Source organism: Rhizobium sp. NPDC092011 (assembly GCF_044756305.1).
Lineage (GTDB): Bacteria > Pseudomonadota > Alphaproteobacteria > Rhizobiales > Rhizobiaceae > Rhizobium.
In genome coordinates this window covers 402,569-427,122 of record NZ_JBIVSO010000004.1, presented here as the reverse complement: position 1 = coordinate 427,122, position 24,554 = coordinate 402,569, and the positions used below count along the sequence as shown (strand labels likewise).

The 24,554-nt window shown below is 59.9% G+C and carries 26 protein-coding genes; 14 read left to right on the top strand and 12 right to left on the bottom strand.

The genetic code is table 11. The annotated features are described in order from the left end of the window. Window positions 1-24 precede the first annotated feature (24 nt). Both ACIQJ2_RS20305 and ACIQJ2_RS20300 read left to right on the top strand, forming a co-directional pair. Window positions 25-846 (top strand): MBL fold metallo-hydrolase, encoded by an 822-nt coding sequence (locus ACIQJ2_RS20305; RefSeq protein WP_400670960.1) that lies wholly within the window; start codon window positions 25-27, stop codon window positions 844-846. A 76-nt stretch (window positions 847-922) separates the two neighbouring features. Then, complete coding sequence (locus ACIQJ2_RS20300) at window positions 923-1,381, top strand: GNAT family N-acetyltransferase (RefSeq protein WP_400670958.1); 459 nt, start codon at window positions 923-925, stop codon at window positions 1,379-1,381. 43 nt (window positions 1,382-1,424) lie between these two features. Here the strand turns inward: ACIQJ2_RS20300 and ACIQJ2_RS20295 are convergent, their stop codons facing one another. From ACIQJ2_RS20295 to ACIQJ2_RS20280, 4 genes are all read right to left on the bottom strand, one after another. Next, entirely contained in the window at window positions 1,425-2,666 is a 1,242-nt protein-coding gene (locus tag ACIQJ2_RS20295) for an MFS transporter (protein ID WP_400670956.1), read from the bottom strand. A 259-nt stretch (window positions 2,667-2,925) separates the two neighbouring features. After that, window positions 2,926-3,687 carry an amino acid ABC transporter ATP-binding protein gene (locus tag ACIQJ2_RS20290; RefSeq protein WP_400670954.1) on the bottom strand — a complete coding sequence of 254 codons (762 nt, stop codon included), beginning with the start codon at window positions 3,685-3,687 and terminating at the stop codon, window positions 2,926-2,928. Next, a complete protein-coding gene (locus ACIQJ2_RS20285; RefSeq protein ID WP_199151596.1) occupies window positions 3,684-4,364 on the bottom strand; it encodes an amino acid ABC transporter permease in 681 nt (226 codons plus the stop codon). The genes ACIQJ2_RS20290 and ACIQJ2_RS20285 overlap by 4 nt, the downstream gene beginning before the upstream one ends. 87 nt (window positions 4,365-4,451) lie before the next feature. Next, window positions 4,452-5,225, bottom strand: coding sequence for an amino acid ABC transporter substrate-binding protein (locus ACIQJ2_RS20280; RefSeq protein ID WP_400670952.1), 774 nt, complete (start codon window positions 5,223-5,225; stop codon window positions 4,452-4,454). A 219-nt stretch (window positions 5,226-5,444) separates the two neighbouring features. On the opposite strand from ACIQJ2_RS20280, the gene ACIQJ2_RS20275 reads away from it, so the two are divergent. After that, window positions 5,445-5,975, top strand: coding sequence for a GNAT family N-acetyltransferase (locus ACIQJ2_RS20275; protein WP_400670950.1), 531 nt, complete (start codon window positions 5,445-5,447; stop codon window positions 5,973-5,975). A 14-nt stretch (window positions 5,976-5,989) separates the two neighbouring features. Here ACIQJ2_RS20275 and ACIQJ2_RS20270 read toward each other — a convergent pair whose 3' ends face one another. Further along, complete coding sequence (locus tag ACIQJ2_RS20270; protein WP_400670947.1) at window positions 5,990-6,577, bottom strand: hypothetical protein; 588 nt, start codon at window positions 6,575-6,577, stop codon at window positions 5,990-5,992. A 220-nt stretch (window positions 6,578-6,797) separates the two neighbouring features. Next, the gene (locus ACIQJ2_RS20265) at window positions 6,798-7,670 is read right to left on the bottom strand and encodes a DMT family transporter (RefSeq protein WP_400670945.1); all 873 of its coding nucleotides are present in this window, start codon (window positions 7,668-7,670) and stop codon (window positions 6,798-6,800) included. A 255-nt stretch (window positions 7,671-7,925) separates the two neighbouring features. On the opposite strand from ACIQJ2_RS20265, the gene ACIQJ2_RS20260 reads away from it, so the two are divergent. Beyond that, window positions 7,926-9,125 (top strand): MFS transporter, encoded by a 1,200-nt coding sequence (locus ACIQJ2_RS20260; RefSeq protein ID WP_400670942.1) that lies wholly within the window; start codon window positions 7,926-7,928, stop codon window positions 9,123-9,125. A gap of 127 nt (window positions 9,126-9,252) precedes the next feature. Next, on the top strand, window positions 9,253-10,506 hold the full coding sequence (gene ispG, locus ACIQJ2_RS20255; RefSeq protein ID WP_199151552.1) for a flavodoxin-dependent (E)-4-hydroxy-3-methylbut-2-enyl-diphosphate synthase: 1,254 nt from the start codon (window positions 9,253-9,255) through the stop codon (window positions 10,504-10,506). A gap of 80 nt (window positions 10,507-10,586) precedes the next feature. Here the strand turns inward: ispG and ACIQJ2_RS20250 are convergent, their stop codons facing one another. Next, entirely contained in the window at window positions 10,587-11,228 is a 642-nt protein-coding gene (locus tag ACIQJ2_RS20250; RefSeq protein WP_400670939.1) for a LysE family translocator, read from the bottom strand. A 176-nt stretch (window positions 11,229-11,404) separates the two neighbouring features. Next, window positions 11,405-12,319, bottom strand: a complete 915-nt coding sequence (locus ACIQJ2_RS20245; RefSeq protein WP_400670936.1) for a polyprenyl synthetase family protein — start codon at window positions 12,317-12,319, stop codon at window positions 11,405-11,407. A 100-nt stretch (window positions 12,320-12,419) separates the two neighbouring features. On the opposite strand from ACIQJ2_RS20245, the gene mtgA reads away from it, so the two are divergent. The 4 genes from mtgA (at window position 12,420) to rpmF (ending at window position 15,081) form a co-directional block, all read left to right on the top strand. Continuing rightward, window positions 12,420-13,244 (top strand): monofunctional biosynthetic peptidoglycan transglycosylase, encoded by an 825-nt coding sequence (mtgA, locus tag ACIQJ2_RS20240; RefSeq protein WP_400671263.1) that lies wholly within the window; start codon window positions 12,420-12,422, stop codon window positions 13,242-13,244. 95 nt (window positions 13,245-13,339) lie between these two features. Next, window positions 13,340-14,062: a DUF1868 domain-containing protein gene (locus ACIQJ2_RS20235; protein ID WP_400670933.1), complete on the top strand. Its 723-nt coding sequence runs from the start codon at window positions 13,340-13,342 to the stop codon at window positions 14,060-14,062. 16 nt (window positions 14,063-14,078) lie between these two features. Further along, window positions 14,079-14,726: a glutathione S-transferase family protein gene (locus ACIQJ2_RS20230; protein ID WP_199146405.1), complete on the top strand. Its 648-nt coding sequence runs from the start codon at window positions 14,079-14,081 to the stop codon at window positions 14,724-14,726. A gap of 169 nt (window positions 14,727-14,895) precedes the next feature. Continuing rightward, window positions 14,896-15,081, top strand: coding sequence for a 50S ribosomal protein L32 (gene rpmF, locus ACIQJ2_RS20225; protein ID WP_003543812.1), 186 nt, complete (start codon window positions 14,896-14,898; stop codon window positions 15,079-15,081). Between the two features lie 332 nt (window positions 15,082-15,413). Here the strand turns inward: rpmF and phaR are convergent, their stop codons facing one another. Beyond that, the gene (gene phaR, locus ACIQJ2_RS20220) at window positions 15,414-15,986 is read right to left on the bottom strand and encodes a polyhydroxyalkanoate synthesis repressor PhaR (RefSeq protein ID WP_199096913.1); all 573 of its coding nucleotides are present in this window, start codon (window positions 15,984-15,986) and stop codon (window positions 15,414-15,416) included. Between the two features lie 241 nt (window positions 15,987-16,227). Here phaR and ACIQJ2_RS20215 point away from each other — a divergent pair, with 241 nt between their 5' ends. Both ACIQJ2_RS20215 and phbB read left to right on the top strand, forming a co-directional pair. Then, window positions 16,228-17,409, top strand: coding sequence for an acetyl-CoA C-acetyltransferase (locus ACIQJ2_RS20215; RefSeq protein WP_400670907.1), 1,182 nt, complete (start codon window positions 16,228-16,230; stop codon window positions 17,407-17,409). A 103-nt stretch (window positions 17,410-17,512) separates the two neighbouring features. Then, window positions 17,513-18,238 carry an acetoacetyl-CoA reductase gene (phbB, locus tag ACIQJ2_RS20210; RefSeq protein ID WP_400670904.1) on the top strand — a complete coding sequence of 242 codons (726 nt, stop codon included), beginning with the start codon at window positions 17,513-17,515 and terminating at the stop codon, window positions 18,236-18,238. A gap of 42 nt (window positions 18,239-18,280) precedes the next feature. Here the strand turns inward: phbB and ACIQJ2_RS20205 are convergent, their stop codons facing one another. From ACIQJ2_RS20205 to ACIQJ2_RS20195, 3 genes are all read right to left on the bottom strand, one after another. After that, window positions 18,281-18,454, bottom strand: coding sequence for a hypothetical protein (locus ACIQJ2_RS20205; protein WP_199146408.1), 174 nt, complete (start codon window positions 18,452-18,454; stop codon window positions 18,281-18,283). A 155-nt stretch (window positions 18,455-18,609) separates the two neighbouring features. Beyond that, window positions 18,610-18,867 (bottom strand): YMGG-like glycine zipper-containing protein, encoded by a 258-nt coding sequence (locus ACIQJ2_RS20200; protein WP_199088468.1) that lies wholly within the window; start codon window positions 18,865-18,867, stop codon window positions 18,610-18,612. Between the two features lie 44 nt (window positions 18,868-18,911). Continuing rightward, window positions 18,912-19,067 (bottom strand): DUF3309 family protein, encoded by a 156-nt coding sequence (locus ACIQJ2_RS20195; RefSeq protein WP_120666106.1) that lies wholly within the window; start codon window positions 19,065-19,067, stop codon window positions 18,912-18,914. 1,293 nt (window positions 19,068-20,360) lie between these two features. Here ACIQJ2_RS20195 and ACIQJ2_RS20190 point away from each other — a divergent pair. The 3 genes from ACIQJ2_RS20190 (at window position 20,361) to fdxA (ending at window position 24,451) form a co-directional block, all read left to right on the top strand. Beyond that, on the top strand, window positions 20,361-23,498 hold the full coding sequence (locus ACIQJ2_RS20190) for a helicase-related protein (RefSeq protein ID WP_400670900.1): 3,138 nt from the start codon (window positions 20,361-20,363) through the stop codon (window positions 23,496-23,498). 3 nt (window positions 23,499-23,501) lie between these two features. Beyond that, the gene (locus tag ACIQJ2_RS20185) at window positions 23,502-23,906 is read left to right on the top strand and encodes an RNA-binding S4 domain-containing protein (RefSeq protein ID WP_400670898.1); all 405 of its coding nucleotides are present in this window, start codon (window positions 23,502-23,504) and stop codon (window positions 23,904-23,906) included. Window positions 23,907-24,112: 206 nt separating this feature from the next. Further along, window positions 24,113-24,451, top strand: coding sequence for a ferredoxin FdxA (gene fdxA, locus ACIQJ2_RS20180; RefSeq protein ID WP_004127002.1), 339 nt, complete (start codon window positions 24,113-24,115; stop codon window positions 24,449-24,451). The last annotated feature ends 103 nt before the right edge of the window (window positions 24,452-24,554 follow it).

The following is a 24,554-nucleotide window of genomic DNA, read 5'->3' as shown; positions in this document are numbered from 1 at the left end:
GCAAATCCCAGGCGGAGCACAGTCATGACCGATCATTCCCTCCATATTGGGCAGTACGACGTTACGCTTCTGCTTGACGGCCTCTTTGAGGCGCCGGCGGACGTGTTGATCCACGCGGACGGCGATGTTGCCCGGCAGCATGCGATCGCAAGCTGGGGCAAGCCGACGCTTCAGGTTGATGTGAACTGCTTCCTTCTGCGCGGACCGGCCGGTATTTTTCTTTTCGATGCTGGGACTGGCTCGTCCTGGGGGCCGAAATATGGCCATGCGCGTGCAGCGCTGCGTGACGCGGGAGTTTCGCCTGATGAGGTCCAGGGCGTCTTGCTCACTCATATCCACGGCGATCATGCGCTCGGTCTCTTCGATGGCGACACGGCATACTTCCCGCATGCAGAGGTGTTCGTATCGGAACGCGATATCGCCTTTTTCACCGATCCAGCCGAACGTGAAGCGCTGCCGGAGGCGAGACGCGGCGGTTTCAAGATTGCCGAGCAGCTGCAGCGGGTCTATGGCGCGCGCGTAAGACGGATCGGGGCAGGGGAAGTGCTGCCAGGCATAGAGGTTCATCCGCTGCCGGGTCATACGCCCGGCCATATCGGCTATCTGCTTCGCGGTAAGGACCGTTCCCTGCTCCTTTGGGGCGATACCTTGCATCTGGGGGATCTGCAGCCCGTCGATCCGAAGATCGGACTGACCTATGATCTCGATCCCGGGCAGGCGGCCAGAACCCGTCTCGCCGCCCTGGAGGACGCTGCCCGTCAGGGGTGGATCGTCGCCGGTGGGCATATCACTGGTTTTGGGCGGGTGACACGGGATACAGGCGGCTACAGGATTCTGCCAGCTTGACATATCCGGCAGTGGAAGCCTGCCCCCCTTGCAAGAGCTGCACAATTGGGTCGGCTGACCGAAAGGGAGTTTGGAAGTGGCGGAAGAGATTTTCTTGCGTGCGGCGACCGATGCCGATGTTGGCTCCATTCGTGCCTTGACACGCGAGGCCTATGGCAAATGGGTGCCGCTCATCGGTCGTGAACCGCTGCCGATGACGGCTGACTACGCCGAAGCGGTGCGGAAGCATCGCATCGATCTCCTTGAGGCTGATGGCGAGCTTGTGGCCCTGATCGAGATGGTGGCCGGCGGCGATCATCTGCTGATAGAGAACATCGCCGTATCGCCCCGCCATCAAGGGCGTGGCATCGGCAGGAGGCTGCTTGCCCATGCCGAGCAGGTTGCCGCCTCGCTCGGTGTGAACGATATCCGCCTCTATACCAACAAGCGCTTTGCCGAGAATGTGGAACTCTATCTGAAGAACGGCTACGCGATCGATCGCGAAGAGCCGCTCAAGGATGGCCTTCTCGTCCATATGAGCAAACATGTCGGATAAAGCCTTTCCGCACGTCTTCAAAACGTGGAAAGGCTCTATCTTCTTAACCCCGCTTTTCGATCATCGCAGCCCAGGATGCAGCCAGCAATGCGAGCAAGGCTGACATCAGCATCAGGGCGAACAAGGTATGAATGACCGGGGATTGGGCAAGAAACAGTCCGGCAAGAGAGCCGATGATCGCGCCGCCCGATATCCGCATGGCCGCCGCCAGTCCCGCAGCTGTTCCGACCATATCCGCTCGTACCGACATCGCGCCGCTATTGGCGGCCGGCATGGTGAGGCCATTGCCGATGCCGATGAAGATGCAGGGGCCAAAGAGCGCCCAAACATGCATCGTGTCCGATAGCGACAAGGCAAGACCGGTTGCCAGGCCAAGGCAGGTTAGAAGCCGTGCGGCGACAAGGATCGTGCCGAGCTGGATTTTCGCCCCGTAGCGGCCGGCCAGATAGCTGCCCAGAATGAAGCCGGCGGGGATCAGGCCCATATAGAAGCCGAGCCTTGCGCTCGATCCGCCAAGCGTATCGCCGATCGTAAGCGGTGCTCCCCCAAGGAAGATATAGAGAACCCCCATCGAGCAGGCCATGCAGAGCGTATAGGCCCAGAACCGTGCCGAACGTAAAAGCAGCCCATAGGAGGCCAGATAGTTTCCAGGTGCTGCCAGGGATGGCGCTTGCGATCCCTTCAATTCGCGCAGGGACAGAAGGAAGGCGGCAACACCGAAGATCGCGAGGACGACGAAGCTCGCCTGCCAGCCGAAAAGCTCGTCCAAGGTTCCGCCGAGCAGAGGCCCTACCATGGGGGCCAGCGCCCATCCCATCGCGAGATAGCCGAATTTGCTTGCGGCCTCCCGATCGTCGGAGGTTTCCTTGATGACGACGAGCGCGACGGAATAGCAGGGTCCGATACAGGCCTGCATCATGCGGCATAGCAGGAAGATGCCGATATTGGGCGCGATAACGCAGCCGATCGAGGCGACAATGAAGACGGAGAGTGCCGTCAGCACGACCAGCCTGCGGCCGAAGCGATCCGATATCGCTCCCCCGATCGCTTCCAGGAACGCAGTCACGATGGAAAAGCCGGCGACGGAGAGGTTCACGAGGGCGAAATCGGCATGGAATGCCGCGGCGATTTTCGGCAGCGACGGCAGGATCATGTTGACGGGCAGCACGGCCAGTGCCGAAAGCAGGATGAGGGTCGTCAGCCTCGGTGGTGCGGCTGCGTGCCCCGCTTCTTCTTCGATGGCTTGCCTGGGTGAACGTTCGATGCGGCTTCTCGTGCGCGTCATGGCCTTGTCCGTCGTGTGGATGGAAAGTCGAGGGAAATCTGACGAGGGGCCACCCGGATTTCGGGCAATAAAAAAGGCCCCGTCAGGAGCCTGCTTACCGCGCATGGGTGCTTTCGCCGGATGGTTACACCATCCTGCCCATGCGCCTTCCTACCACTACGAGAACCAATGTCGTGTTCATGGCACAAGAGCTAAACGGAAAGCCGCGCATGGTCAATGCGCGGCCAGTCGGCCGAAGCGAGTGCTGCGTTTGCAAGCCTCAAATGTCGTAGCTGTGTCCGGCGTTGAGCGTCGAGATGAATTGCTTGGTCCGCTCCTGCGCCGGGGCGCCGAAGATGTTGCGGGAGGAGCCTGTCTCGACGATGTTGCCTGCTTCGAGAAAGACCACGTTGTTGGCGATCTTCGATGCAAGCCGCAGGTCGTGCGTTGCCATCACCATGGTCGTGCCTTCTTTTGCAAGCTTGCCAAGGACATCGACCACTTCCGCCGCCAGTTCCGGATCGAGCGCCGAGGTCGGCTCGTCGCAAAGCAGGACGCGTGGCGAGGGAGCAAGTGCGCGGGCGATCGCCACGCGCTGCTGCTGACCCCCGGAGAGCGTTGAAGGCCAGGCATCCATCTTGTGGGCCATGCCGACCTTGGTCAGCAGTTCTACGGCGCGCGCGCGCGCCTTGTCGGCCGGCCAGCGCAGCACGGTCGTCAGGCCCTCCATGACATTGCCGATGGCGGTCTGATGCGGAAAGAGCTGGAAATTCTGGAAGACCATGCCGGTCTGCCGGCGGATCTTCTGGATCTCCTGCCAGGCGGGTTTCTTGCCCGGCTGGAAGGTGGCCGTCTCGTCGCCGATGCGGATCGTGCCCGCCGTCGGGATCTCCAGCAGGTTGATGCAGCGCAGGAGCGTGCTCTTGCCACCCCCGGACGGGCCGACAAGCGCCGTTACCGTACCTTCGGGAATGACGAGGCTGATATCCTTGAGGATGACGTTCTCGCCGAAGCGCTTTTCGATGTGCTGGAGTTCGATCATGCCTGCGCCTCCAGCGTGCCGCCGGAGCGGGAGAAATGGCGTTCGAGATAGCCCTGCAGCGTCGAGAGGAAAGTGCTGAGCACCAGATAGATAATGGCGGCCTCGATGTAGAGGATCAGCGGTTCATAGGTCGTCGCCACGATGCGCTGTGCCGCCTGAAACAATTCCGGCACGGTGATGGCTGCGGCAAGCGAGGTATCCTTGACCAGCGAGATAAAGGTGTTCGACAGCGGCGGCACGGCAACACGGGCTGCCTGCGGCAGGATCGTGCGGCTCATGGCCTGGCGCCAGTTCATGCCGATGGAATAGGCGGCTTCCCACTGGCCCTTCGGCACGGAGGAGATGACGGCGCGAATGATTTCCGACGTATAGGCGCCGACGCTGAGCGTGAAGCCGATCACCGCGGCCGGGAAGGCATCGAGCAGTATGCCGAGGCTCGGCAGGCCGTAGAAGATGACGAAGAGCTGCACCAGAAGCGGTGTGCCGCGGATCACCCAGACGTAGAAACGTGCAACAGCGACAAGCGGCGGCGGCCCGAACAGCCTCGTCACGGCAGTGACAAGACCGAGCAGCAGCCCGAGAACGAAGGTGATCAGGGTGAGTGGGATGGTGAAGACGAGCCCCGCCCAAAGCAGCGTGCCCAAAGACTCCCACATCAGTTGCAACCAGTGCTCCACGCAGAAGCGACCTTTCCATAAGAGAATGCGTCCGGAGATGTCCCCGGACGCATCTTTTTCACAATTTAGCGTTTCTGCCTATTCCCCTTACTTCGAAACGTCCTGTCCGAAGTATTTCTCCGAGATCTTGGCATAGGTGCCGTCGGCCTTGATGTCGGCCAGTGCCTTGTTGATGGCAGCCTGCAGTTCCGGCTCACCCTTGCGGATGATGGCGGCGGAGAAATCGGCATTGGCCTGCTGGGCAACGATCTTCACCGGCGCATCCGGCTTGTGCTTCTTGAAGTCGAGGAAGGAGAGGCTGTCGTTGATCGTGGCATCGGCGCGGCCGGTCAGCACGAGCTGGATCGACTGGTCGAAGCCGTCGGTGCCGACGAGTTCTGCGCCGGACTCGGTGGCGAGCTTGCCGAAGTTGCTTGTCAGCGACTGAGCGGACTTCTTGCCCTTGAGATCGGGGAAATCCTTGATGTCGGTGTTGCTTTCCTTGACGATCAGCACGGCCTTGGAGGCGATGTAGGGATCGGAGAAATCATACTTCTTCTTGCGGGCATCGGTGACGCCGACTTCGTTGATGACGGTGTCGTAGCGGTTGGCGTCGAGGCCGGCGATCAGGCCGTCCCACTTGCCTTCCAGGAACTGCGCCTTGACGCCGAGCTTCCCGGCAATGGCTTCGGCGATCTCGACATCGAAGCCGGTGAGCTTGCCGCTCTCGTCATGATAGGTGAAGGGCGCATAGGTGCCTTCCGTGCCAACCTTCAGCACACCGGCAGCCTGGATCGCCTTGAGATTGTCGCCGGCATGGGCGGGCACGAGAAGCGCGGCCTGCACGAGGGCGGCGGCGGCAACAGTCTTCAACCAGTTCATCGTTTTCTTCCGTTTCTTGAGAGCGGTTTCAATCAATGCGGCATACATCGCAGAAATACCGCATCGAGAAAGCGTAGAAAACTGCGAAAGAATGCGGCAAATGCGAATATTTTTCTCAAAGAGGACGTTGAGTGGTTTTAAGTGCGGTGCGGTTCGTTATCGTTCGAGCCGCGGCAAACAGCTGGACTACAATACGATCCGCCCTTGGAAACACTTATTATGCTATCGCTAAAACCCTTTTCGACTGAGCATTTCGCAGTTCTGTCTACCTGGTTCGACAATGAGAGGGAGTTGGCTCAGTGGGGCGGTCCGGGTTTCAGCCATCCGCTTGACGCTTCGCAGCTTACCCCTCTGCTTCAGGCGGGCCACGGTGACCGTCCAGAGCGGCGCTGCTGGATGGCCGAAGACGAAAGTTTAAGCCCGGTCGGCCATGTTCAGCTGGTCTATGATTGGGAAAACGGGGTGGCGCGGATAGCAAGGGTCGTCCTGGCGCCTGCCATGCGCGGCAAGGGACATGCCGCCCCAATGCTGAAGTTGGTTCTGGCCAGGGCTTTTTCGGAAGACGTAATCGAGCGGGTAGAGCTCAATGTCTATACCTGGAACGAGCCTGCGATACGCACCTATGCGAAACTCGGCTTTGTCAGCGAAGGCGTGAGGCGATCGTCCGCAAAGGTCGGCGAGGAGCGATGGGATACCGCGATCATGGGAATGCTCAGGGCTGAATGGAACGAGGTCGTCGCGGCGATGTGATCGAGGCAAGCTGCTTACGATCCCGCGGAGGCTTCGCCGCTTGTCCCTTTGAAAAGGGTAATCGCCAATTCCGCCTCGTCGAAAGCGCTCGCCAGCTTGAGCGCCTCCTCCAAAGGGGCCTGCTTTTGAAGGAGGTGATAGAAAAAGCCGTGTACGAAGAGCGGGATGGCAGCGCCATCCGGGTATTCGGCGGGAGCGATGTAGGCACGTACGCCGCCGGAAAGAAATGCCTGTGCAAAGGCTTCGCTGCCCGTCAGGCAAGCCGTACTCAGAACGACTTTGCTCGGCAGATTGACCCGGTTCGTGAGATTGGCCGCGGGCAAACTTCCTTTGGCGAGGGCTGACGTGTCGATGTCTTCGACGAATTCCCCAAGGACGAAGCCTGTTTCATCGCCGTGGCCGGATAGGATAATGTATTCCGGCGCGACCGATCCTTGATCCAGGCATTTCAGAACATCGGCTGGCGTTCCCGGCAAGTGCAGGAGGACCGCCGCACCGAGGCTTTCGAGAATGGCCCTTAACAGAAGCGCTTCGCCGGAATCGCCGATCGCGACAATGGCAATCGGTTCGCGAGGCCAGGAGAAGGATTTGTCGATCATCATCTATCTCAATCATCACCCACGGATGTGAAGGCCCGGCACCACGGCGGGCTATATCATACCTTGCCGCGAAAATCTGCCGACGACACCTTTAGCGATAAAGCATGTTGCGCAAAAGCGTGGAGCGGTTTTGCGGTACCGACATGCGCGGTATCAAGGGCCTAAAGCGCGAAAGGCCTGTCTGAAAGACGGCTGCGCACTTTAGAATTTGCCCTTTGGCCCCTCAAGCCGCAGCCGTGCGCCGCTTCATCCGTTCGCTGACGATGATGATCAGGCCTGCACTGAGAATCAGAATGGCGCCGATGAAGGTGTTGCTGCCGGGGATGTCGCCCCAGATCACGTAACCGAGCAGGAAGGCCCAGACGAGCGACGTATATTCGAACGGCGCCAGTACCGAGACGGGCGCCTGGCGCATGCCCTCGAACAGCGCGAGCTGGCCGGCGCCGGCGACGATGCCGGTGAGCGCGAGCAGGACGATCTGGAACGGCGTCGGGGTGTGCCAGTAGGCAATGGCCATGCCGGCGGTCAGGATGATGAACAGGATGTTGGAGACGGCCATCTGGATGTGGCTCTTCTCGTGCAGCGCGGTCTTACGCAGGAGCACCATGCCACTTGCCCAAAGGACAGCCGCCTGCAGCGCCAGATAGACCGGCCAGGAGATCGACAACCCAACAGGATTAGAGGCAATCACCACGCCGCAGAAGCCGACGCCGACGGCCATCCAGCGGGCGAAGGTGACCTTTTCGCGCAGCACGATGGTGGCGAGAATGGTGCCGACGATCGGCGCGGCGTAATAAAGGGTCGTCACTTCGGCGAGCTGCAGGTAGGAGGCTGCCGTATAATAGGAGATCCAGGCGATCAGGATGATGATGCTGCGCAGGATCATCGGCTTGATGATCGGCGAACGCGCTACCTTGTGAACGAGGGAAGGGCCCTCGAAAACGAAGCAGCCTGCAAGGATGGTGCAGCTCCGGATGAACAGGACCTGCCAGACCGGGATGGAGGAGACGAGCAGCTTCACCGCCGAATCGTGAGCGGTGAACAGCATGTAGGCAAACACCGTAAGAAGGATGCCGTAGCTGATGGGATTTTTCACGGGGGAGCACCAACGGATAGCCGACGGCAGGTCGGCTGAAGAATCTTTCAGACTTCAATCGATAGGAGCCTACTTTTTCGCCGTCAATAGCGCTTTTTGCCAATGCCGTACGCATATGAATTATTTATTTGAGGTTGTGACGTCTTTGCCTCCGCTTTAACAGAGGGAGACGAAATGTGACCGGTGCGGCTCTTTTCGATCGTTGAGATTTCAATCGATTTAAATAGACTGCGGCACCGATTTGGAGGAATTCTTATGGATGACATGACGAGATTGGAGGGTCTGGAGGCCCGGCGAAGCGGATTTTTCACAAAACCGCGTGCGGCCGTTTCGTTGATGTTCCTGTTGAACGGCTTCATCGTTGGCTGCTGGGCGCCGAAGATTCCGGAGTTCGCCGAGCGCCTGCAACTGTCGAAATTCGAGCTTGGCCTGATGATCCTGGTCTTCGGCGTCGGGTCGTTGACCATGATGCCGCTTGCCGGCGCGCAGATCGCCGTGCGCGGTTCGCACATCGTCGTCAAGGTCCTCGCCGTGTTGACGCTGCCGATGATCCTGGCTCTGACGCTTGCGCCGAATGTCTGGACAGCCGCGATTTCGCTTTTCCTTTTCGGCGGCTTCATCGGCGCCATGGATGTGGCGATGAATGCCAACGCCGTCTCCGTCGAAAAATCCATGCGCCGGGCGATCATGTCCTCGTGTCATGCCTTTTGGAGCCTTGGCGGCCTGCTCGGCTCGGCGATCGGCGGTCTGTTGATTTCGCGTTGGGGCGTTCTCGGCCATGCCGAAGCCTCGACCGTCATCGCCGCCCTGTTCCTGATGGTCGCGTGGCCGATGGTTCTCAGCGATCAGCCGCATCATGACGAGGCCAAGCCGAAGGCAAAGCTGCCGATGATCCCGCTGCCCTGGCTGCTCGGTATCGTCGCACTGTTCTGCATGGTGCCGGAAGGCGCCGTCCTCGATTGGAGCGCGCTCTATCTCAGTCAGGAAAAAGGCGCGTCGGTGGCGCTCTCGGGCTTCGGCTTCGCCGCCTTCTCGGCCACAATGGCGACCATGCGCTTTGCCGGCGATTTCGTGCGCGATTGGCTCGGCGCCATCAGGACGCTGCGTGTCTGCACGGTCTTTGCCATCGTCGGCATGCTGACGGCGGCGCTGGCGCCGAGCGCCGAACTCGCCATCCTCGGCTTTGCGCTCTGCGGCATCGGCATTTCCAACATGGTGCCGATTGCTTTTTCTGCCGCCGGCAATATTCCCGGCCTGCAGCCGGGCATCGGTATCTCCGTCGTCACCACGCTCGGCTATTCCGGCATGCTGGTTGCACCTTCGGCCATCGGCTTTGCCGCCGAACATATCGGCTTCTCGCCGGTGCTGATGGCACTGCCAGCGCTGCTGCTGGTCGTGCTGGCGCTATCGTCGCTGGCGCGCTACGCTGACGGCATTGGAGATGCCAAGCATTAATTTCGTCGCTTTTGCTCGGTAACCGGTGGATCCCGGCCGATCAAAAGAGATGTCCGGAGCGGTTGACAACGACCGCTTCGTGATCCACCTGAAAGGCACCCGTTTCAAAGGCCTGCGAGAGCTTTCCATGTCGTCCGCCACCGATTTCGACCCGAAACCGCGCCGTTCCTCCGTTGCCGTCGATGTCGGCGGCGTGATCGTCGGCGGCGGTGCCCCTGTCGTCGTACAGTCCATGACCAATACAGACACGGCCGATATCGACTCGACCGTGGCGCAGGTGGCGGCTCTGTTCAAATCCGGTTCGGAGCTGGTGCGCATCACCGTCGATCGTGATGAAAGCGCTGCCGCCGTACCGAAAATTCGCGAGCGGCTGCTGCGTCTCGGCATGGATGTGCCGCTGATCGGCGATTTCCATTATATCGGCCACAAATTGCTTGCCGATCATCCGGCCTGCGCAGAGGCGCTGGCGAAATACCGCATCAATCCCGGCAATGTCGGCTTCAAGGACAAGAAGGACAAGCAGTTCGCCGAGATCATCGAGATGGCGATCCGCTACGACAAGCCGGTGCGCATCGGCGTCAACTGGGGTTCGCTCGATCAGGACCTCCTGACTGCGCTGATGGACAAGAATGCCGCCGAGGGCTCGCCACTGTCGGCCCGGCAGGTGACGCGCGAGACGATCGTGCAATCGGCGCTGATCTCCGCCGATCTTGCCGAGGAAATCGGCCTGCCGCGCAACCGCATCATCCTGTCGGCCAAGGTCAGCCAGGTGCAGGATCTGATCGCCGTTTATTCCATGCTGTCCGAGCGCTCCGACCATGCGTTGCATCTCGGCCTCACCGAAGCCGGCATGGGCTCCAAGGGTATCGTCGCTTCGTCCGCGGCCATGGGTTATGTGCTGCAGCACGGCATCGGCGACACGATCCGCGTTTCGCTCACACCGGAGCCGAATGGCGACCGTACCCGTGAAGTGCAGGTGGCGCAGGAGCTGCTGCAGGTCATGGGCTTCCGCCAGTTTATTCCCGTCGTCGCGGCTTGTCCCGGCTGCGGCCGCACGACGTCGACGGTCTTCCAGGAACTGGCGCAGAACATCCAGAACGATATCCGCAAGAACATGCCGATCTGGCGTGAGAAGTATCCGGGCGTGGAAGCGCTCAACGTCGCTGTCATGGGCTGCATCGTCAACGGTCCCGGCGAAAGCAAGCATGCCGATATCGGCATATCGCTGCCCGGCACCGGCGAAACGCCGGCTGCTCCCGTCTTCATCGATGGCCAGAAGGCCATGACGCTGCGCGGCCCGAACATCGCCTCCGATTTCGAGGCGCTTGTTGCCGACTATATCGAGAAGCGCTTCGGCCGGAAGGACGTCGCGGCGGAGTGATCCGCCGCTGCGGCCGTGCTATCAGTTTGCTTTCAAATGGTTTGATCGGAAAGCCGCTACGCGGCTTTTCCGGAATGGCTTCAGATATTGCTGGTCAGGAGCTTGATGCCAGCAAAGCAATAGAAGCCGGCCATGACCCCCTCGATCCAGCGACGCGCATTGCGGTAGACCTTGAGGGCATGCGATGTCGAAAACAGGATCGCATAGCCCATGAAGATCACGAAACCGGTGCTGCAGCACACGGCGATGATCAGCGCCGCGACGGAGGCTGGCGCACCTTGAGGCATGCCGAGCGCGATGATGGCGAGCCAGGCGAAGATCGCCTTCGGGTTGGTGACGTGGATGCCGTAGCCGCGTAGAATCAGGGATTTGAAGCTGGGTGTTTTCGGCCCCTCTGCAGAGGTCGTCAGTTCTCCATTTGCACGGACGGCGCGAAACGCCTTGTAGGCGAGATAAAGCAGATAGAGGCCGCCGAAGATCTTCAGCAATTCCAGCGCGACGGCGTAGGTCTGCAGCAGAGTGGCAAGCCCGGCGCCAGCGGCAATCGCCCATGTCAGCGATCCCCCAAAAATGCCGAGCGAGAGGGTCATGCCCGCCTTGCGGCCGTGTGTCATCGACGTGCCGATGATGGCCATGATGGCCGGGCCTGGACTGACGACGGCAATGATGTAGGCGAGGTAGGCCGGCAGGATCTGCGGCAGATAGGCAAGCGCTTCGCGCATGGTGGGCATCCCGGGAGATCGGCCGACGCGAAGAATTTCGCGTCCAAAGGTCAATTCGGATGCGGAATTTGTCACAGAACCCGGCGAAAATCACCCTCCGGCAGCCGGATTCTTGTCATGGTGACATTCGCCGAGTTTGGCTGGCCTGTGACCGGGCAAGATGATGGGAGAGGAGCTCAGCTCCTGCGGTTCGCCACGAAGCGGGCCGTCTCGGCCAGAATGGCTGCCTTGTCGCCATAGGGGGATAGCAAGTCGCCGGCTTCGCTGACCAGTCTGGAAACGGTGGCTTCAGCCCATTCCTGACCATGCAGGCCGACCAGCGTCCCCTTGCCGCGCGCGGCATCCTTGCCCGTCGCCTTGCCCATGGTGGCGGCGTCAGCGGTGAGGTCCAGCAAGTCGTCCGCCAACTGGAAGGCGAGGCCGATCTTTTCGCCGAAGGTGCGAAGGCGCTTTCGGTCTTCGATGGAAGCGCCTGCGATGATGGCGCCGGCTTCGCAGGCAAAGCGAATGAGCGCGCCGGTCTTCATCGCCTGCAGCGTCGTGATGCCGCGTTCGTCGGGCGTTTCCTTTTCTGCGGCGAGATCGAGCGCCTGACCGCCGGCCATGCCGCCGATCCCGGCTGCGCGTGACAGCGCCAGCACCAGCGCCATTTTCCGCTCAGCGGGCAAATTCGTTTCCGGGGCTGCTATGATGTCGAAGGCGTAGGTCAGCAGGCTGTCGCCCGCCAGGATCGCCGTGGCATAATCATAGGCGATGTGCACGGTCGGCTGGCCGCGGCGCAGGTCGTCGTCGTCCATGGCCGGCAGGTCGTCGTGAACGAGCGAATAGCAATGCACGCATTCGAGCGCCGCACCAATCCTGAGCGCCGCATCCGCGTCCCCGCCGAGAAGTGCAGCGGATTCCATCACCAGAAACGGCCTCAGGCGCTTGCCGCCATTCAGCACGCCGTGGCGCATCGCTTTTAGCAAGCGCGCGGGGCGAACGATCTCGTCATCGAGGCTGGCATCGGCCAAAAGCCGGCTGAGGAGGGCTTCGATCTTGCCGGAGTTTTCCTTGAGGAGGTGCTCGAATGAAGGGTGGGTGCTGTCCATGGCGGCTGTTTGGCATGAGAGGCGATTGCTGGCAACGAGAATTGTCAACAGCGGCGTGGGGAATGACGTCGCACTCTGGTCATCGCTTTGTGTAGACGGTATGACGAGTGCAGCATCAGAGCGTTTCCCGGATGCATTGAGAGTGCACCGGGATGGAGCGACCGTGGACGTCAGGCAATTGGACATATCGACGGACAATGAAGAGGAAGCCGAGGTGCCGCGACGGTCCTCTTTGTTGGCGCGCTTCCGTGCCCGTCCGCTTTGGCAGCGCATCGTCCTCGTGGTGATCGGCCTGTTTTTGCTGCCCTATCTCTTCATCTTGTTCTACGTCCTGCCGTTCATCCATCCAGTCTCGACGCTGATGATCGGCGACGCGGTAACTTTCCAGGGATATGATCGCCGCTGGGTTCCGCTCGAAAACATCGCGCCCGTGCTGGTGAAATCCGTCATGGTCTCGGAGGATGGGCAGTTCTGCTTTCATGGCGGCGTCGATTGGGGAGAGATGCGCATGCTCGTCCAGGAGACGATGCGGGGCAAATCCACGCGTGGCGGCAGCACCATCCCGATGCAGACGGTGAAGAACCTGTTCCTGTGGAACAGCCGCTCCTTCGTGCGCAAGACGCTGGAATTGCCGTTGGCGGTTTCCGCCTCCACCATCTGGTCGAAGCGGCGGATGATGGAAATCTACCTCAATATCGCCGAATGGGGCCCTGGCATCTACGGTATCGAAGCGGCGGCGCGCTATCATTTCAAGGTGCCGGCTTCCAAGCTGACGGGCCGCCAGGCGGCGCTTCTTGCCGTCTCTCTTCCGAACCCGATCGATCGGGTCGCCAGCAGGCCGGGGCGTGGGCTCAGCCAGCTCGCCTCACTGATCCAGCGCCGTGCGCGCAATGCCGACGCATACATCAAATGTCTTTATGATTGAGATCAGAACTTGTCGTTCGATCGCCTGATCGTCATCTGGCATTCTTGACCATGACGTAAGGGCGGATGATCTGCCAACGAAGATCGGACGCACCCATGGATTTCGACGCTTTTTCTCCCGAGCTGCTCAAATATGCCAAGAGCTTGCATCCGGAGCCGCCGCGCTATCTCGGCACGCGCTACGATCGTTCCGGCGTGTTCAAGCCTGAACCCGGCAATACGATCGTCTGCCATGTGACGGAGGGATCGCAGACGCAGCGTGCGATGGTTGCCGCCCGGCAAAAATATCTCGATATGCCGGAGGCCGGACAATTCGCCTTCACGCCGGTCTCAAGCCTGCACATGACCTTGTTTCAGGGCATCATCGAATATCGCCGCAGCCGGCCCTTTTGGCCTGCCGATATCGCGCTCGATGCGCCGATCGACGAGGTGACCGAGATCATGGGCGAGCGCCTGAAGGCCTTTTCCATGCGCGATCCCTTCAAGGTGGCGGTGACGAAGGCGCGACCGAGCGGTCTTCTGGTCGACGGGGCAACGGAGGCGGACCGCAGGACGATGCGCGCCTGGCGCAATGCGCTGGCGGATCTTTTCGGTTATCGCCATCCCGACCACGAAAGCTACCCTTTCCACATCACGTTCGCCTATGCCATCGAGCGGCTGGTGGACGAGGCGCTGCCGCGCTGGCAAGCTATGCTGGACGAGGTCGCCGCTAAGCTTCGTGCTGAGGTGCCCGTTCTGGAGTTGCGGCCGCCCGCTTTCTGCTCGTTCGAGGACATGAATCATTTCGAGGAGCTCCTCGTGTTTGAATTCCAGGACTGACAAGGAAACAAGAATCATGGACAAGCTGACCCTCTACATCGGCAACAAGAATTATTCCTCCTGGTCGTTTCGGCCATGGGTCGCGCTGGAGGGTTGTGGCATCGCCTTCGAGGAAGTGTTGATCCCGTTCGATTTTCCAGCTGGCAATCCGCAGATCCGCGAGGTTTCACCGACCGGCAAAGTGCCGATGCTGGACCATGGCGGCTTCAAGGTCTGGGAGTCTTTCGCCATCATCGAATATGTGTCCGAACTCTTCCCCGATGCCGGTCTGCTGCCACGGGATCGGCAGGCGCGGTCCCTGGCGCGTTCCTACAGCATGGAGATGGTTTCGGGCTTCAGCGCCTTGCGCGGCAATTGCCCGATGAACATGCGTCGTCCGGTTGGCCGCCCAAATCTGCCCGGCGAGGTCATGAAGGATGTGGCACGCATCGAAACCATCTGGCACGAAGCCCGCTCCCGTTCCGGCGGTCCGTTCCTGTTCGGCGCTTTTTCCGGCGCCGATGCGATGTTCGCACCGGTCGTCAGCCGCCTCGAACGCTATGATATCGCCGTGTCGGCCGAGACAAGGGCCTATATGGCTGTTATGAAGGCGCTGCCTGCCTGGAAGAAATGGGAAGAGGCGGCGCTGAAGGAAACCTGGATCGTTCCGGAAGATGAGGACTGAAGGCCGATTCGATCGGATTCCGGCGCGCCGGGCAAAAAATGCTGGAAGGGACTGGTCAAAGCCCCGTAAGCCATGTATAAGCCCGCCCAAATTCCGAAATTGATGCATGTCTATTTCGGCCGCCTGGCTGGCCGCGGATATGTTTCGTCCGCCAATTGGAGTAACGAGAATGGCTGTACCGAAGAGAAAAACGAGCCCGTCCAAGCGCGGTATGCGCCGCTCGGCTGACGCACTGAAGGCTCCGACCTATGTCGAAGACAAGAACTCCGGCGAACTGCGCCGCCCGCACCATATCGATCTGAAGACCGGTATGTATCGCGGTCGTCAGGTTCTGACGCCGAAGGAAAGCGCATAATTTAAGCGCTGCCTCGATGGCATGAATAAAAAGGCTGGCGTTTCGCCAGCCTTTTTCTGTTTGATCTGTGCATGCCGCGGGTGAAAGCGCGCGTCTCTGCAGGCCGAAGCTCCGTTAATCCTCTATCGCTTTCAGGGCATCCCCCCGCAAGGGAGATCGCTGAAATATGCTACCCACCATCGTCAAACCTACAAACCGCAGTTTCCATGGCTTCGCCATTTGCTTGAGGTGAGAGGGATCTGCGAGTTACCGATCCCCCCTGCTGGGAGACGTCAAGTCGGGGACAGAGGGGGCTAAGAGCTCTCCGTAAGCGCACTGATGCGCCGTATATCTCACAAACTATCCAGCTTGCTCTGCATGGCGCGCAGCTGTTCCTTCAGCTCATCGATGTCCTTGGCTTCCGCCTTGCGCGTTTCCTTGGCTGGCGGCTTCATGAAGGGCGAGAACATCTGCATGGCCTGCTGGAATATTTCGGTGTTTCGACGAACTTGTTCCTCGACCATCTGCATCGGCAATTGCAGGTTCTTGCTAAGCGGCGTCTCGCCGAAGGCGCGGTTCATCTGTTCGCGCATCTGCGTCTGCTGCTCGGTGAAGGCGCGCATGGAATGCTCGAGGAAGCTCGGCACGACCATTTGCATCTGGTCGCCGTAATAGCCGATCAGCTGACGAAGGAAGGAAATCGGCAGCAAAGTGTTGCCGGTCTTTGATTCCTGCTCGAAAATGATCTGAGTCAGGACCGAATGCGTGATGTCTTCACCGCTCTTGGCATCCTGGACAGTAAACTCCTCACCCTTCTTCACCATCTCCGCCAGGTCGTCCAGCGTCACGTAGGTGCTGGTTCCGGTATTGTATAGGCGGCGATTGGCGTATTTCTTGATTACGATCTGGCCGTCATTCTTCGCCATTATCAGTCTCCTGGCCCCGTCTGATTGTATGGAATACTCCTCCACCGCTGAGTGTAGACGCAAAAGAAGCTTGGTGACAATCGCTTTGTGCGATGCGGCAAGCCCTTTCCTTTGATTGGATTTTTTGCGGGCAATGACGGCTTCATGAAATCTGCGCGCCGGAAATTCTTGCTGTTTGACTCGGACGCAAAGCTTTGACAGTTTCGCCTCATATATATGTTCATCCTGTGAGGAGGCTTCCATGAGCAATTCATCCATCGTTGTCGCCAGCGCGGCCCGTACAGCCGTCGGCTCGTTCAATGGCGCGTTTGCGGCGGTTCCCGCTCATGAGCTTGGTGCTGCCGCCATCAAGGGCGCGCTGGAACGCGCAGGCGTCGATGCCAAGGAAGTCGACGAAGTGATTCTCGGCCAGGTGCTGCAGGCCGGCGAAGGGCAGAACCCTGCCCGGCAGGCTGCCATGAAGGCCGGCATTCCGCAGGAAGCGACCGCCTGGGGCGTCAACCAGCTTTGCGGCTCGGGCTTGCGCGCCGTGGCGCTCGGCATGCAGCAGATCCTGACCGGCGATGCGAAAATCATCGTCGCCGGCGGCCAGGAATCCATGTCGATGGCCCCGCACGCCGCTAATCTTCGTGCCGGCACCAAGATGGGCGACATGAAGATGATCGACACCATGATCAAGGACGGCCTGACGGATGCCTTCTACGGTTATCACATGGGCATCACGGCCGAGAATGTCGCGCGTCAGTGGCAGCTTTCTCGCGAGGAGCAGGACCAGTTCGCCGTTTCCTCGCAGAATAAGGCGGAAGCGGCGCAGAAGGCGGGACGCTTCAAGGACGAGATCGTTCCCTTCACCATCCAGACGCGAAAGGGTGACGTAACCGTCGATGCCGACGAGTATATCCGCCATGGCGCCACGCTGGACGGCATGGTGAAGCTGCGTCCGGCCTTCGACAAGGAAGGCACAGTCACCGCCGGCAACGCTTCCGGCCTCAATGACGGCGCCGCTGCCGCCGTGCTGATGACCGAGGCGGAAGCCTCGCGCCGCGGCATCCAGCCGCTCGCCCGCATCGTCTCCTGGGCAACGGCCGGCGTCGATCCGCAGATCATGGGCACCGGCCCCATTCCGGCATCCCGCAAGGCGCTGGAGAAGGCTGGCTGGTCGGTCGGCGATCTTGATCTCGTCGAGGCCAACGAAGCCTTTGCCGCCCAGGCCTGCGCGGTCAACAAGGATCTCGGCTGGGATACGTCGATCGTCAACGTCAATGGCGGCGCCATCGCCATCGGTCATCCGATCGGTGCATCCGGTGCGCGCGTTCTCAACACGCTGCTGTTCGAAATGAAGCGCCGCGGCGCCCGCAAGGGACTTGCCACGCTGTGCATCGGCGGCGGCATGGGTGTCGCCATGTGCTTCGAGGCGCTCTGACGCCTCGCCAGTAATATTTTCCGGAAGAAGTGGTGAAGAGAGGCGGAGCGGGCGACCTCACGATCGGTTGTCACGTCTCCGTCGCAACAAAGGGGAGTGGCACATGAGCAGAGTGGTATTGGTAACCGGTGGAACGCGCGGTATCGGGGCGGCCATTTCAATGGCGCTCCACAATGCGGGTTACAAGGTTGCGGCGACTTACGCCGGCAACCAGGAAAAGGCTCATGCTTTCCACGAGGTCACGGGTATCTCCGTCTACAGGTGGGATGTGGCTGATTATGAGGCGTGCGGCAAAGGCATCGCCAAGGTGGAGCACGATCTCGGCCATGTGGAGATCCTGGTCAACAATGCCGGCATCACCCGCGACGCGATGTTCCACAAGATGACGCCGCAGCAATGGCACGAGGTCGTCAGTACCAACCTCACCGGCCTGTTCAACATGACCCATCACGTCTGGCAGGGCATGCGCGATCGCAGCTTCGGCCGTGTCATCAATATTTCCTCGATCAATGGTCAGAAGGGTCAGATGGGGCAGGCCAACTATTCGGCCGCTAAAGCAGGCGATCTCGGCTTCACCAAGGCGCTTGCGCAGGAGGGCGCTGCTAAGAATATCACCGTCAACGCCATTTGCCCCGGCTATATCGGGACTGAAATGGTGCTTGCCGTGCCGGAGAAGGTATTGAACGAGCGTATCATTCCGCAGATTCCGGTCGGGCGTTTGGGTGAGCCCGAGGAAATCGCACGCATCGTGGTTTTCCTTGCCAGCGACGATGCCGGCTTCATCACAGGATCGACCATCAGCGCCAATGGCGGACAGTTCTTCTCTTAAGGTGATCTCTATATCTTCGGGATTGCCGGGTTAGCCCGGCAATCATCCCCGGCCTGAGTTGGCCGAACGCCGGTCCCGCGGCTTGAATTCCAATACAACAGCTTCGAGCGCCGGACGGCGCTTTTCCTTGTCGCGGGCCCTTGCCGCGCTGCCGAGCGCGTAGAAGGTCGTGCCGACGAATACCAGTGCTGCAATGCTTGCGATAATTGCGGCCATGATGCCGTTCCTTCTCAAAACACTGCTTTCTCCCCGCAGCCTATCGGTGCGGGAAGAGAATTGTCTCAGCAACTTCAGTCTCAAGCATCCGGCGTGCGGGGAGCCTGAAGATCACATGACCGACCGATCAGGCGGTTGGTCATGTGACGATGCTGTTAGCGGCAACGAGCTTCGTAACGGCGGCCGTAGCGGTCGCGATAGATGCAGTAGCCGCGACGATCTTCGGACTGTCCGATGAGGTTGCCGACGAGGCCACCTGCGACAGCGCCGACGGCTGCGCCGCCCCAGCTATGCGTGGCAACGCCGCCGATCAGCGCGCCCGTACCTGCGCCGATGGCCGTGCCTTTTTCGGTTGACGTGCACGACGCCAGTGCGCCGACGAGGGCGATCGCGACGATGATCTTCTTCATGATGTTAGCTCCCTGGTGTTTCGAGGTTTTCAACAATGATCTGCGGATCAGATCCGCCCCATCAATAGCAGAATAAGGACAATGACGAGAACAAGCCCGAGACCACCCGACGGGCCGTACCCCCAAGCGCGGCTGTAACCCCAGCTAGGAAGTGCGCCAACCAGCAGCAGAATCAGTATTATGAGCAATACCGTACCAAGCATGATATGTCTCCTCTATGTCCGTCGCTGGAAATAGTCCCCCGGGGCCTAAGCCACCTAGCGATATGCCTCAGCGTCTCCGCCATATCCACTCGTAGGAAGTGCGGCCGGAGTTCCCTGTATTTCTGCTGTAGAAACTTATTTCCTCGAAAATTGTTCCGGCTGAGAAATAAAAATCCTCACTGCGGACTGTTTCCATGGTCAGCAAAATATTAACGGGCGGCCTCAGATAGGCTGTGATGGCCGAGATGTGCGAACTGGCTCTATGGTTATAATATAGTTAAAATACAATGGGTTGTGGTGAACGAAACGGGAAAACGGCGACGTCAGCGATTCGTCGATGATTCGTTCTGCATTTGGGCTTTGGTTAACATCGAAGCCGCCAGGACCAGGGCTCTGCTCCCAGGCGGGGGTGGGAACAAAGGCGAGGCATCAGCCGATAGGTGCCGCCCATAGTCGCCGCAAAGTAGCGTTCGGGCGTTTCAATCGTTAACGACGGCGCCTTTACGAGCGGCCTACCGCCGATCGCAATTCTCCATGTCGCGATATCATCAATCCGGGGCTACCATATATAGCCGTGAACAAATGAAATACGCGGGTGAAACAATGATTCGTCGCCGATTCGTTCCGGCTTTGATCGAAGTGTTAATGCGCACATCTTATGATTGTATCAATTGATTTTTATATTTGCGCTCGCTGAAAGGTTAATCGCAATCCAGGATTCGGTGCGAATCACGGCTTCAACCCTTCAGAGTCCTGTGCGATTTCGGCAGGGAGACACCACATATTGTGGAGAACAAAGGAGGAATCGGTTGGAATCGCCGATTCGTCGCTGATTCGTTCAGGCTTTGGCCCGAATCTTAACCGGGCGGTCGAATTCGTGAAAATATCGATATTTTACAAATGATTAACCAAAAGTGCATCGGGATAGCAGGCGACTTCGGACGTGTTGCGAGACTCGCCGTGCCAGAATGAAGGTGGGGAAATTGTGATTCAGTATCTGGTGGGACTCTATGAATTGAAATCCACATATAGTAGTGAACGAATAGGGAACGTGATTGAGTCAGCGATTCGTCTCCGATTCGTTCTCAGGCTGTTCCGGAATCTTCAAGACTCGTATGGGCTGTATCGATAATGTAGCTTTTGGTTGAGGCGACTCATTGTGAAATCGATTGTTGCGGCTGTTGTTTTTTCATTCAGGTCTTGCCTTTGTCACATATGGTCGTCATCTCTTCCTTTCTTCCAAGAGGAGCTTGCTGATCGGAAGACGGTAGTTTCTCGCCCATGCATGGACCAATGACTAAAAATTCGCAGCCTATGATCCTGAGCGGACGCGGCGTAACCGCGGTGCTCGGACCGACCAATACCGGCAAGACCCATTATGCCATCGAGCGTATGGTGGCGCACGGCAGCGGCGTTATCGGCCTGCCGCTGCGGCTGCTGGCGCGCGAGGTCTATACGCGTGTGGTCGAGAAGGTCGGGGCGCAGCACGTCGCGCTGGTGACGGGTGAAGAAAAGATATCGCCGCCCAACGCGCGCTATTCGGTGTGCACGGTGGAGGCCATGCCGCGCGAGACGCGCGCCGCCTTCGTCGCCATCGACGAGGTGCAGTTGGCGGGTGACCTCGAACGTGGCCACATCTTCACGGACCGCATTCTGCATCTGCGCGGCCGGGACGAGACGTTGCTGCTCGGCGCCGGCACGATGCGGCCTATCCTCGAGCAGCTCCTGCCCGGGATCACCGTCCTTGAGCGGCCACGGCTTTCGCATCTTTTCTATGCCGGCCAGAAGAAGATCACGCGCCTGCCACAGCGCACCGCGATCGTCGCCTTTTCCGCCGACGAAGTTTATGCGATCGCCGAACTCATCCGCCGTCAGCGCGGTGGCGCCGCCGTCGTGCTCGGGGCACTCAGCCCACGTACCCGCAATGCCCAGGTCGCGCTCTATCAGGCCGGCGACGTGGAATATCTGGTGGCGACCGATGCAATCGGCATGGGCCTGAACCTCGACGTCGATCATGTCGCCTTCGCTCAGGATCGCAAATTCGACGGCTATCAGTTCCGCAATCTCAATCCGGGCGAGCTCGGCCAGATCGCCGGCCGTGCCGGTCGTCACCTCAAGGACGGCACTTTCGGTGTGACGGGCCAGGTCGATCCTTTCGATGACGAGCTGGTACGCCGGATCGAAGGGCACGAGTTTGATACGGTGAAGGTGTTGCAATGGCGCACCAAGGATTTCGATTTCTCCTCGATTCCCGCGTTGCGCAGCAGTCTGGAAGACGCGCCACGCGTGCAGGGCTTGACGCGGGCGCTGCCTGCGGTAGACCAGCAGGCGTTGGAATATCTGTCACGCGATCTGGAGATTGTCGATCTTGCCAACAACCCGGCCCGGGTTGAAAAATTATGGGAAGCCTGTGCGCTTCCGGACTACCGGCGCATTACGCCTGCCCAGCATGCAGATCTCATTGCTACCCTCTTTTCCGATCTTGTGCGCTATGGCACGGTGAAAGAGGATTTCCTCGCTGAACAGGTGCATCGCGCCGATCGGACGGATGGTGAGATCGACACGCTTTCGGCGCGAATCGCGCAGATAAGGACTTGGACCTATGTGTCGAATCGGCCCGGCTGGCTTGCCGATCCGACACACTGGCAAGAAAAGACGCGGGAAATCGAAGATCGATTGTCCGACGCGTTACATGAGAGGTTGACGAAACGCTTTGTTGATCGCAGGACATCTGTGCTCATGAAGCGCCTGAGAGAGAATGCGATGCTGGAAGCTGAAATCAGTGTGAATGGGGATGTCTTCGTTGAGGGACATCATGTGGGACAGTTGACCGGATTCCGGTTCACGCCTATCTCGGGAACCGAGGGGCCGGACGCCAAGGCTGTCCAGGCTGCCTCGCTGAAGGCGCTCGCGCTGGAATTCGAGGCGCGTGCCGCCCGCATGCATGCGGCCGGCAATGGAGATCTTGCGATCAGTGCCGATGGCCTGGTGCGTTGGCTCGGCGACCCCGTGGCGCGCCTGTCGGGTAGCGATCATATCATGCGGCCGCGCGTCATCCTGCTCGCCGACGAGCAATTGACGGGCAATGCGCGTGATCATGTTGCCGCTCGTATCGAGCGTTTTGTGAATCATCACATCAGCACGATCCTGAAGCCGCTCGACGATTTGTCGCGCGCCGAGGATCTGCAAGGCCTTGCCAAGGGGCTGGCCTTCCAGCTGGTGGAAAATCTCGGCGTTCTGTTCCGCCGCGACGTTACCGAAGAGGTGAAGTCGCTGGATCAGGATGGTCGCGCTTCCATGCGCCGTTATGGCGTTCGCTTCGGCGCCTATCATATTTTCGTGCCCGCGCTGCTGAAGCCGGCTCCGGCTGAGCTCATCACGCTGCTCTGGGCATTGAAGAACGATGGTCTGGACAAGCCGGGCTATGGCGATCTGATCCCGGTATTGGCGGCTGGCCGCACGTCTGTTGTCACCGATCCGAGCTACGAGCGCATGTTCTACAAGCTCGCGGGCTTCCGGTTCCTCGGCAAGCGCGCGGTGCGCATCGATATTCTCGAGCGCCTGGCGGATCTGATCCGCCCGCTGCTGCAGTGGAAGCCCGGTCAGGCTTCGCGCCCCGAAGGTGCTTATGACGGCCGCCGCTTCACCACGACGACGGCGATGCTCTCGATCCTCGGCGCAACGCTTGAAGATATGGAAGAAATCCTCAAGGGTCTCGGCTATCGCGCCGATTCCGTGAAGCCGGAGGAGGCTTCGGCCTTCCTCGCTCAGCAGGATGCCAGCGCGGCGCCGGCACCCGCTGCCGAAGCCGTTGCGGAAAGGACCGATCACGACGATGCTGACGCGGCAGGCGACGAGCCGGCTAAGGAAACCGAAGCCGTTGCGCAAGAAGCCGCGCCCGCTGAGGAGCCCGTGGTAACGGACGTTACCGAAGCTGTGGAAGCGACCGCAACCGACGCCGTTGCTGCCGAGCCCGTGGAGCCGAAGCCGGTTCTGCTTTGGCGTCTTGGCGGACGCAGCGATCAGCAGCAGCGCCAAGGCGGCCGGGGTCACGGCGATCGTCGCGGCCAGCAGGGCGAAGGCCGCGGCCAACAGGGCAATCGTCGCGGTGGCGGCGAGCAGGCAAGCGGCGAAGGCAATCGCGAAGGCCGGGATCGCCGCGACGGGCGCGAAGCCCGCAGTGGAGACAAGGGTCCGCGCGGCAACAATCGCGAGGGCGGACGTCCGCAGCAGCAGGGTGGCCGTGGCGAGCGCAACGACCGGCAGGAGCGGGGCGATCGGAACGACCGCAACAACCGGAATGATCGCAATAATCGCGGCGCATCGCAGCCTTTGCGCTTCGAAGCCAAGCCGCCGCGCAAGGAAAAGCCGATCGATCCGGATTCTCCGTTCGCAAAGCTCGCTGCCCTCAAGGAGCAAATGAAGAAATAAGCCATGAAGGACGAGAAGCAGCCATTTTCCGGTTCGCGTCAGCGCATCGACAAATGGCTCTTCTTTGCCCGTATGGTGAAATCCCGGTCGCTGGCGCAAGTCTATGTGCAGAACGGCAATGTGCAGGTGAATGGCGAGCGCGTCGTGCAGCCCAGCCACAACCTCAAGGTCGGCGACCGGATAGAACTTTCTCTCGAGCGCCGCGACATCATCCTCGTCGTGCGGGCGCCCGGCGAGCGCAGGGGGCCTTTCGAGGAAGCCAGGCTGCTTTACGAAGACCTGACGCCACCCCCAAGTGAGACAAAACACCTCACCCCCTTCGAGCAGGCTCAGCGGGCGCCGGGTAGCGGCAGGCCGACAAAGCGCGATCGGCGTGCGATCGATCGTCTGATCTCGGATGATGATTAGAAAACTCTGTCTGCCACTGGCGGTTTTGAAGATTGTTTGTCCTTGAAATTGGCTGATAAAGTCGATACCTCACGATCAACCTGCCGGTAACCAGCTGGACGGCGAGTTTGCGCAATGCGCATTCGTCTGCTCGTTCGGCTCCGTGGAAGGGTGCGACGTTCCAGGTTGCGCAACCGCGGAAGCTAGAGACATTCCTGGAGTGCTTCATGACATATGTCGTGACCGACAATTGCATCCGCTGCAAGTATACCGATTGCGTAGAAGTCTGCCCCGTAGACTGCTTCTACGAGGGGGAGAATTTCCTCGTCATCCATCCTGACGAATGCATCGATTGCGGCGTCTGCGAGCCGGAATGTCCTGCCGAGGCGATCAAGCCCGATACGGAGCCGGGTCTCGACAAGTGGCTGAAGATCAATGCCGAATACGCATCCATCTGGCCAAATATCACCGTCAAGCGCGATGCGCTGCCGGAGGCCAAGGAGATGGATGGCGAGCAGGGCAAGTTCGAGAAATATTTCTCGACGAACCCCGGCGCCGGCGATTGATCGGGGGCGGTGACAGGCCGCCCATAAAGGTGTAGTCGATATTGCACGGAGCGAATCACCACGGCTGAGCCGCATGGTGGTCAACGTGGCCATTTTGGCGCGC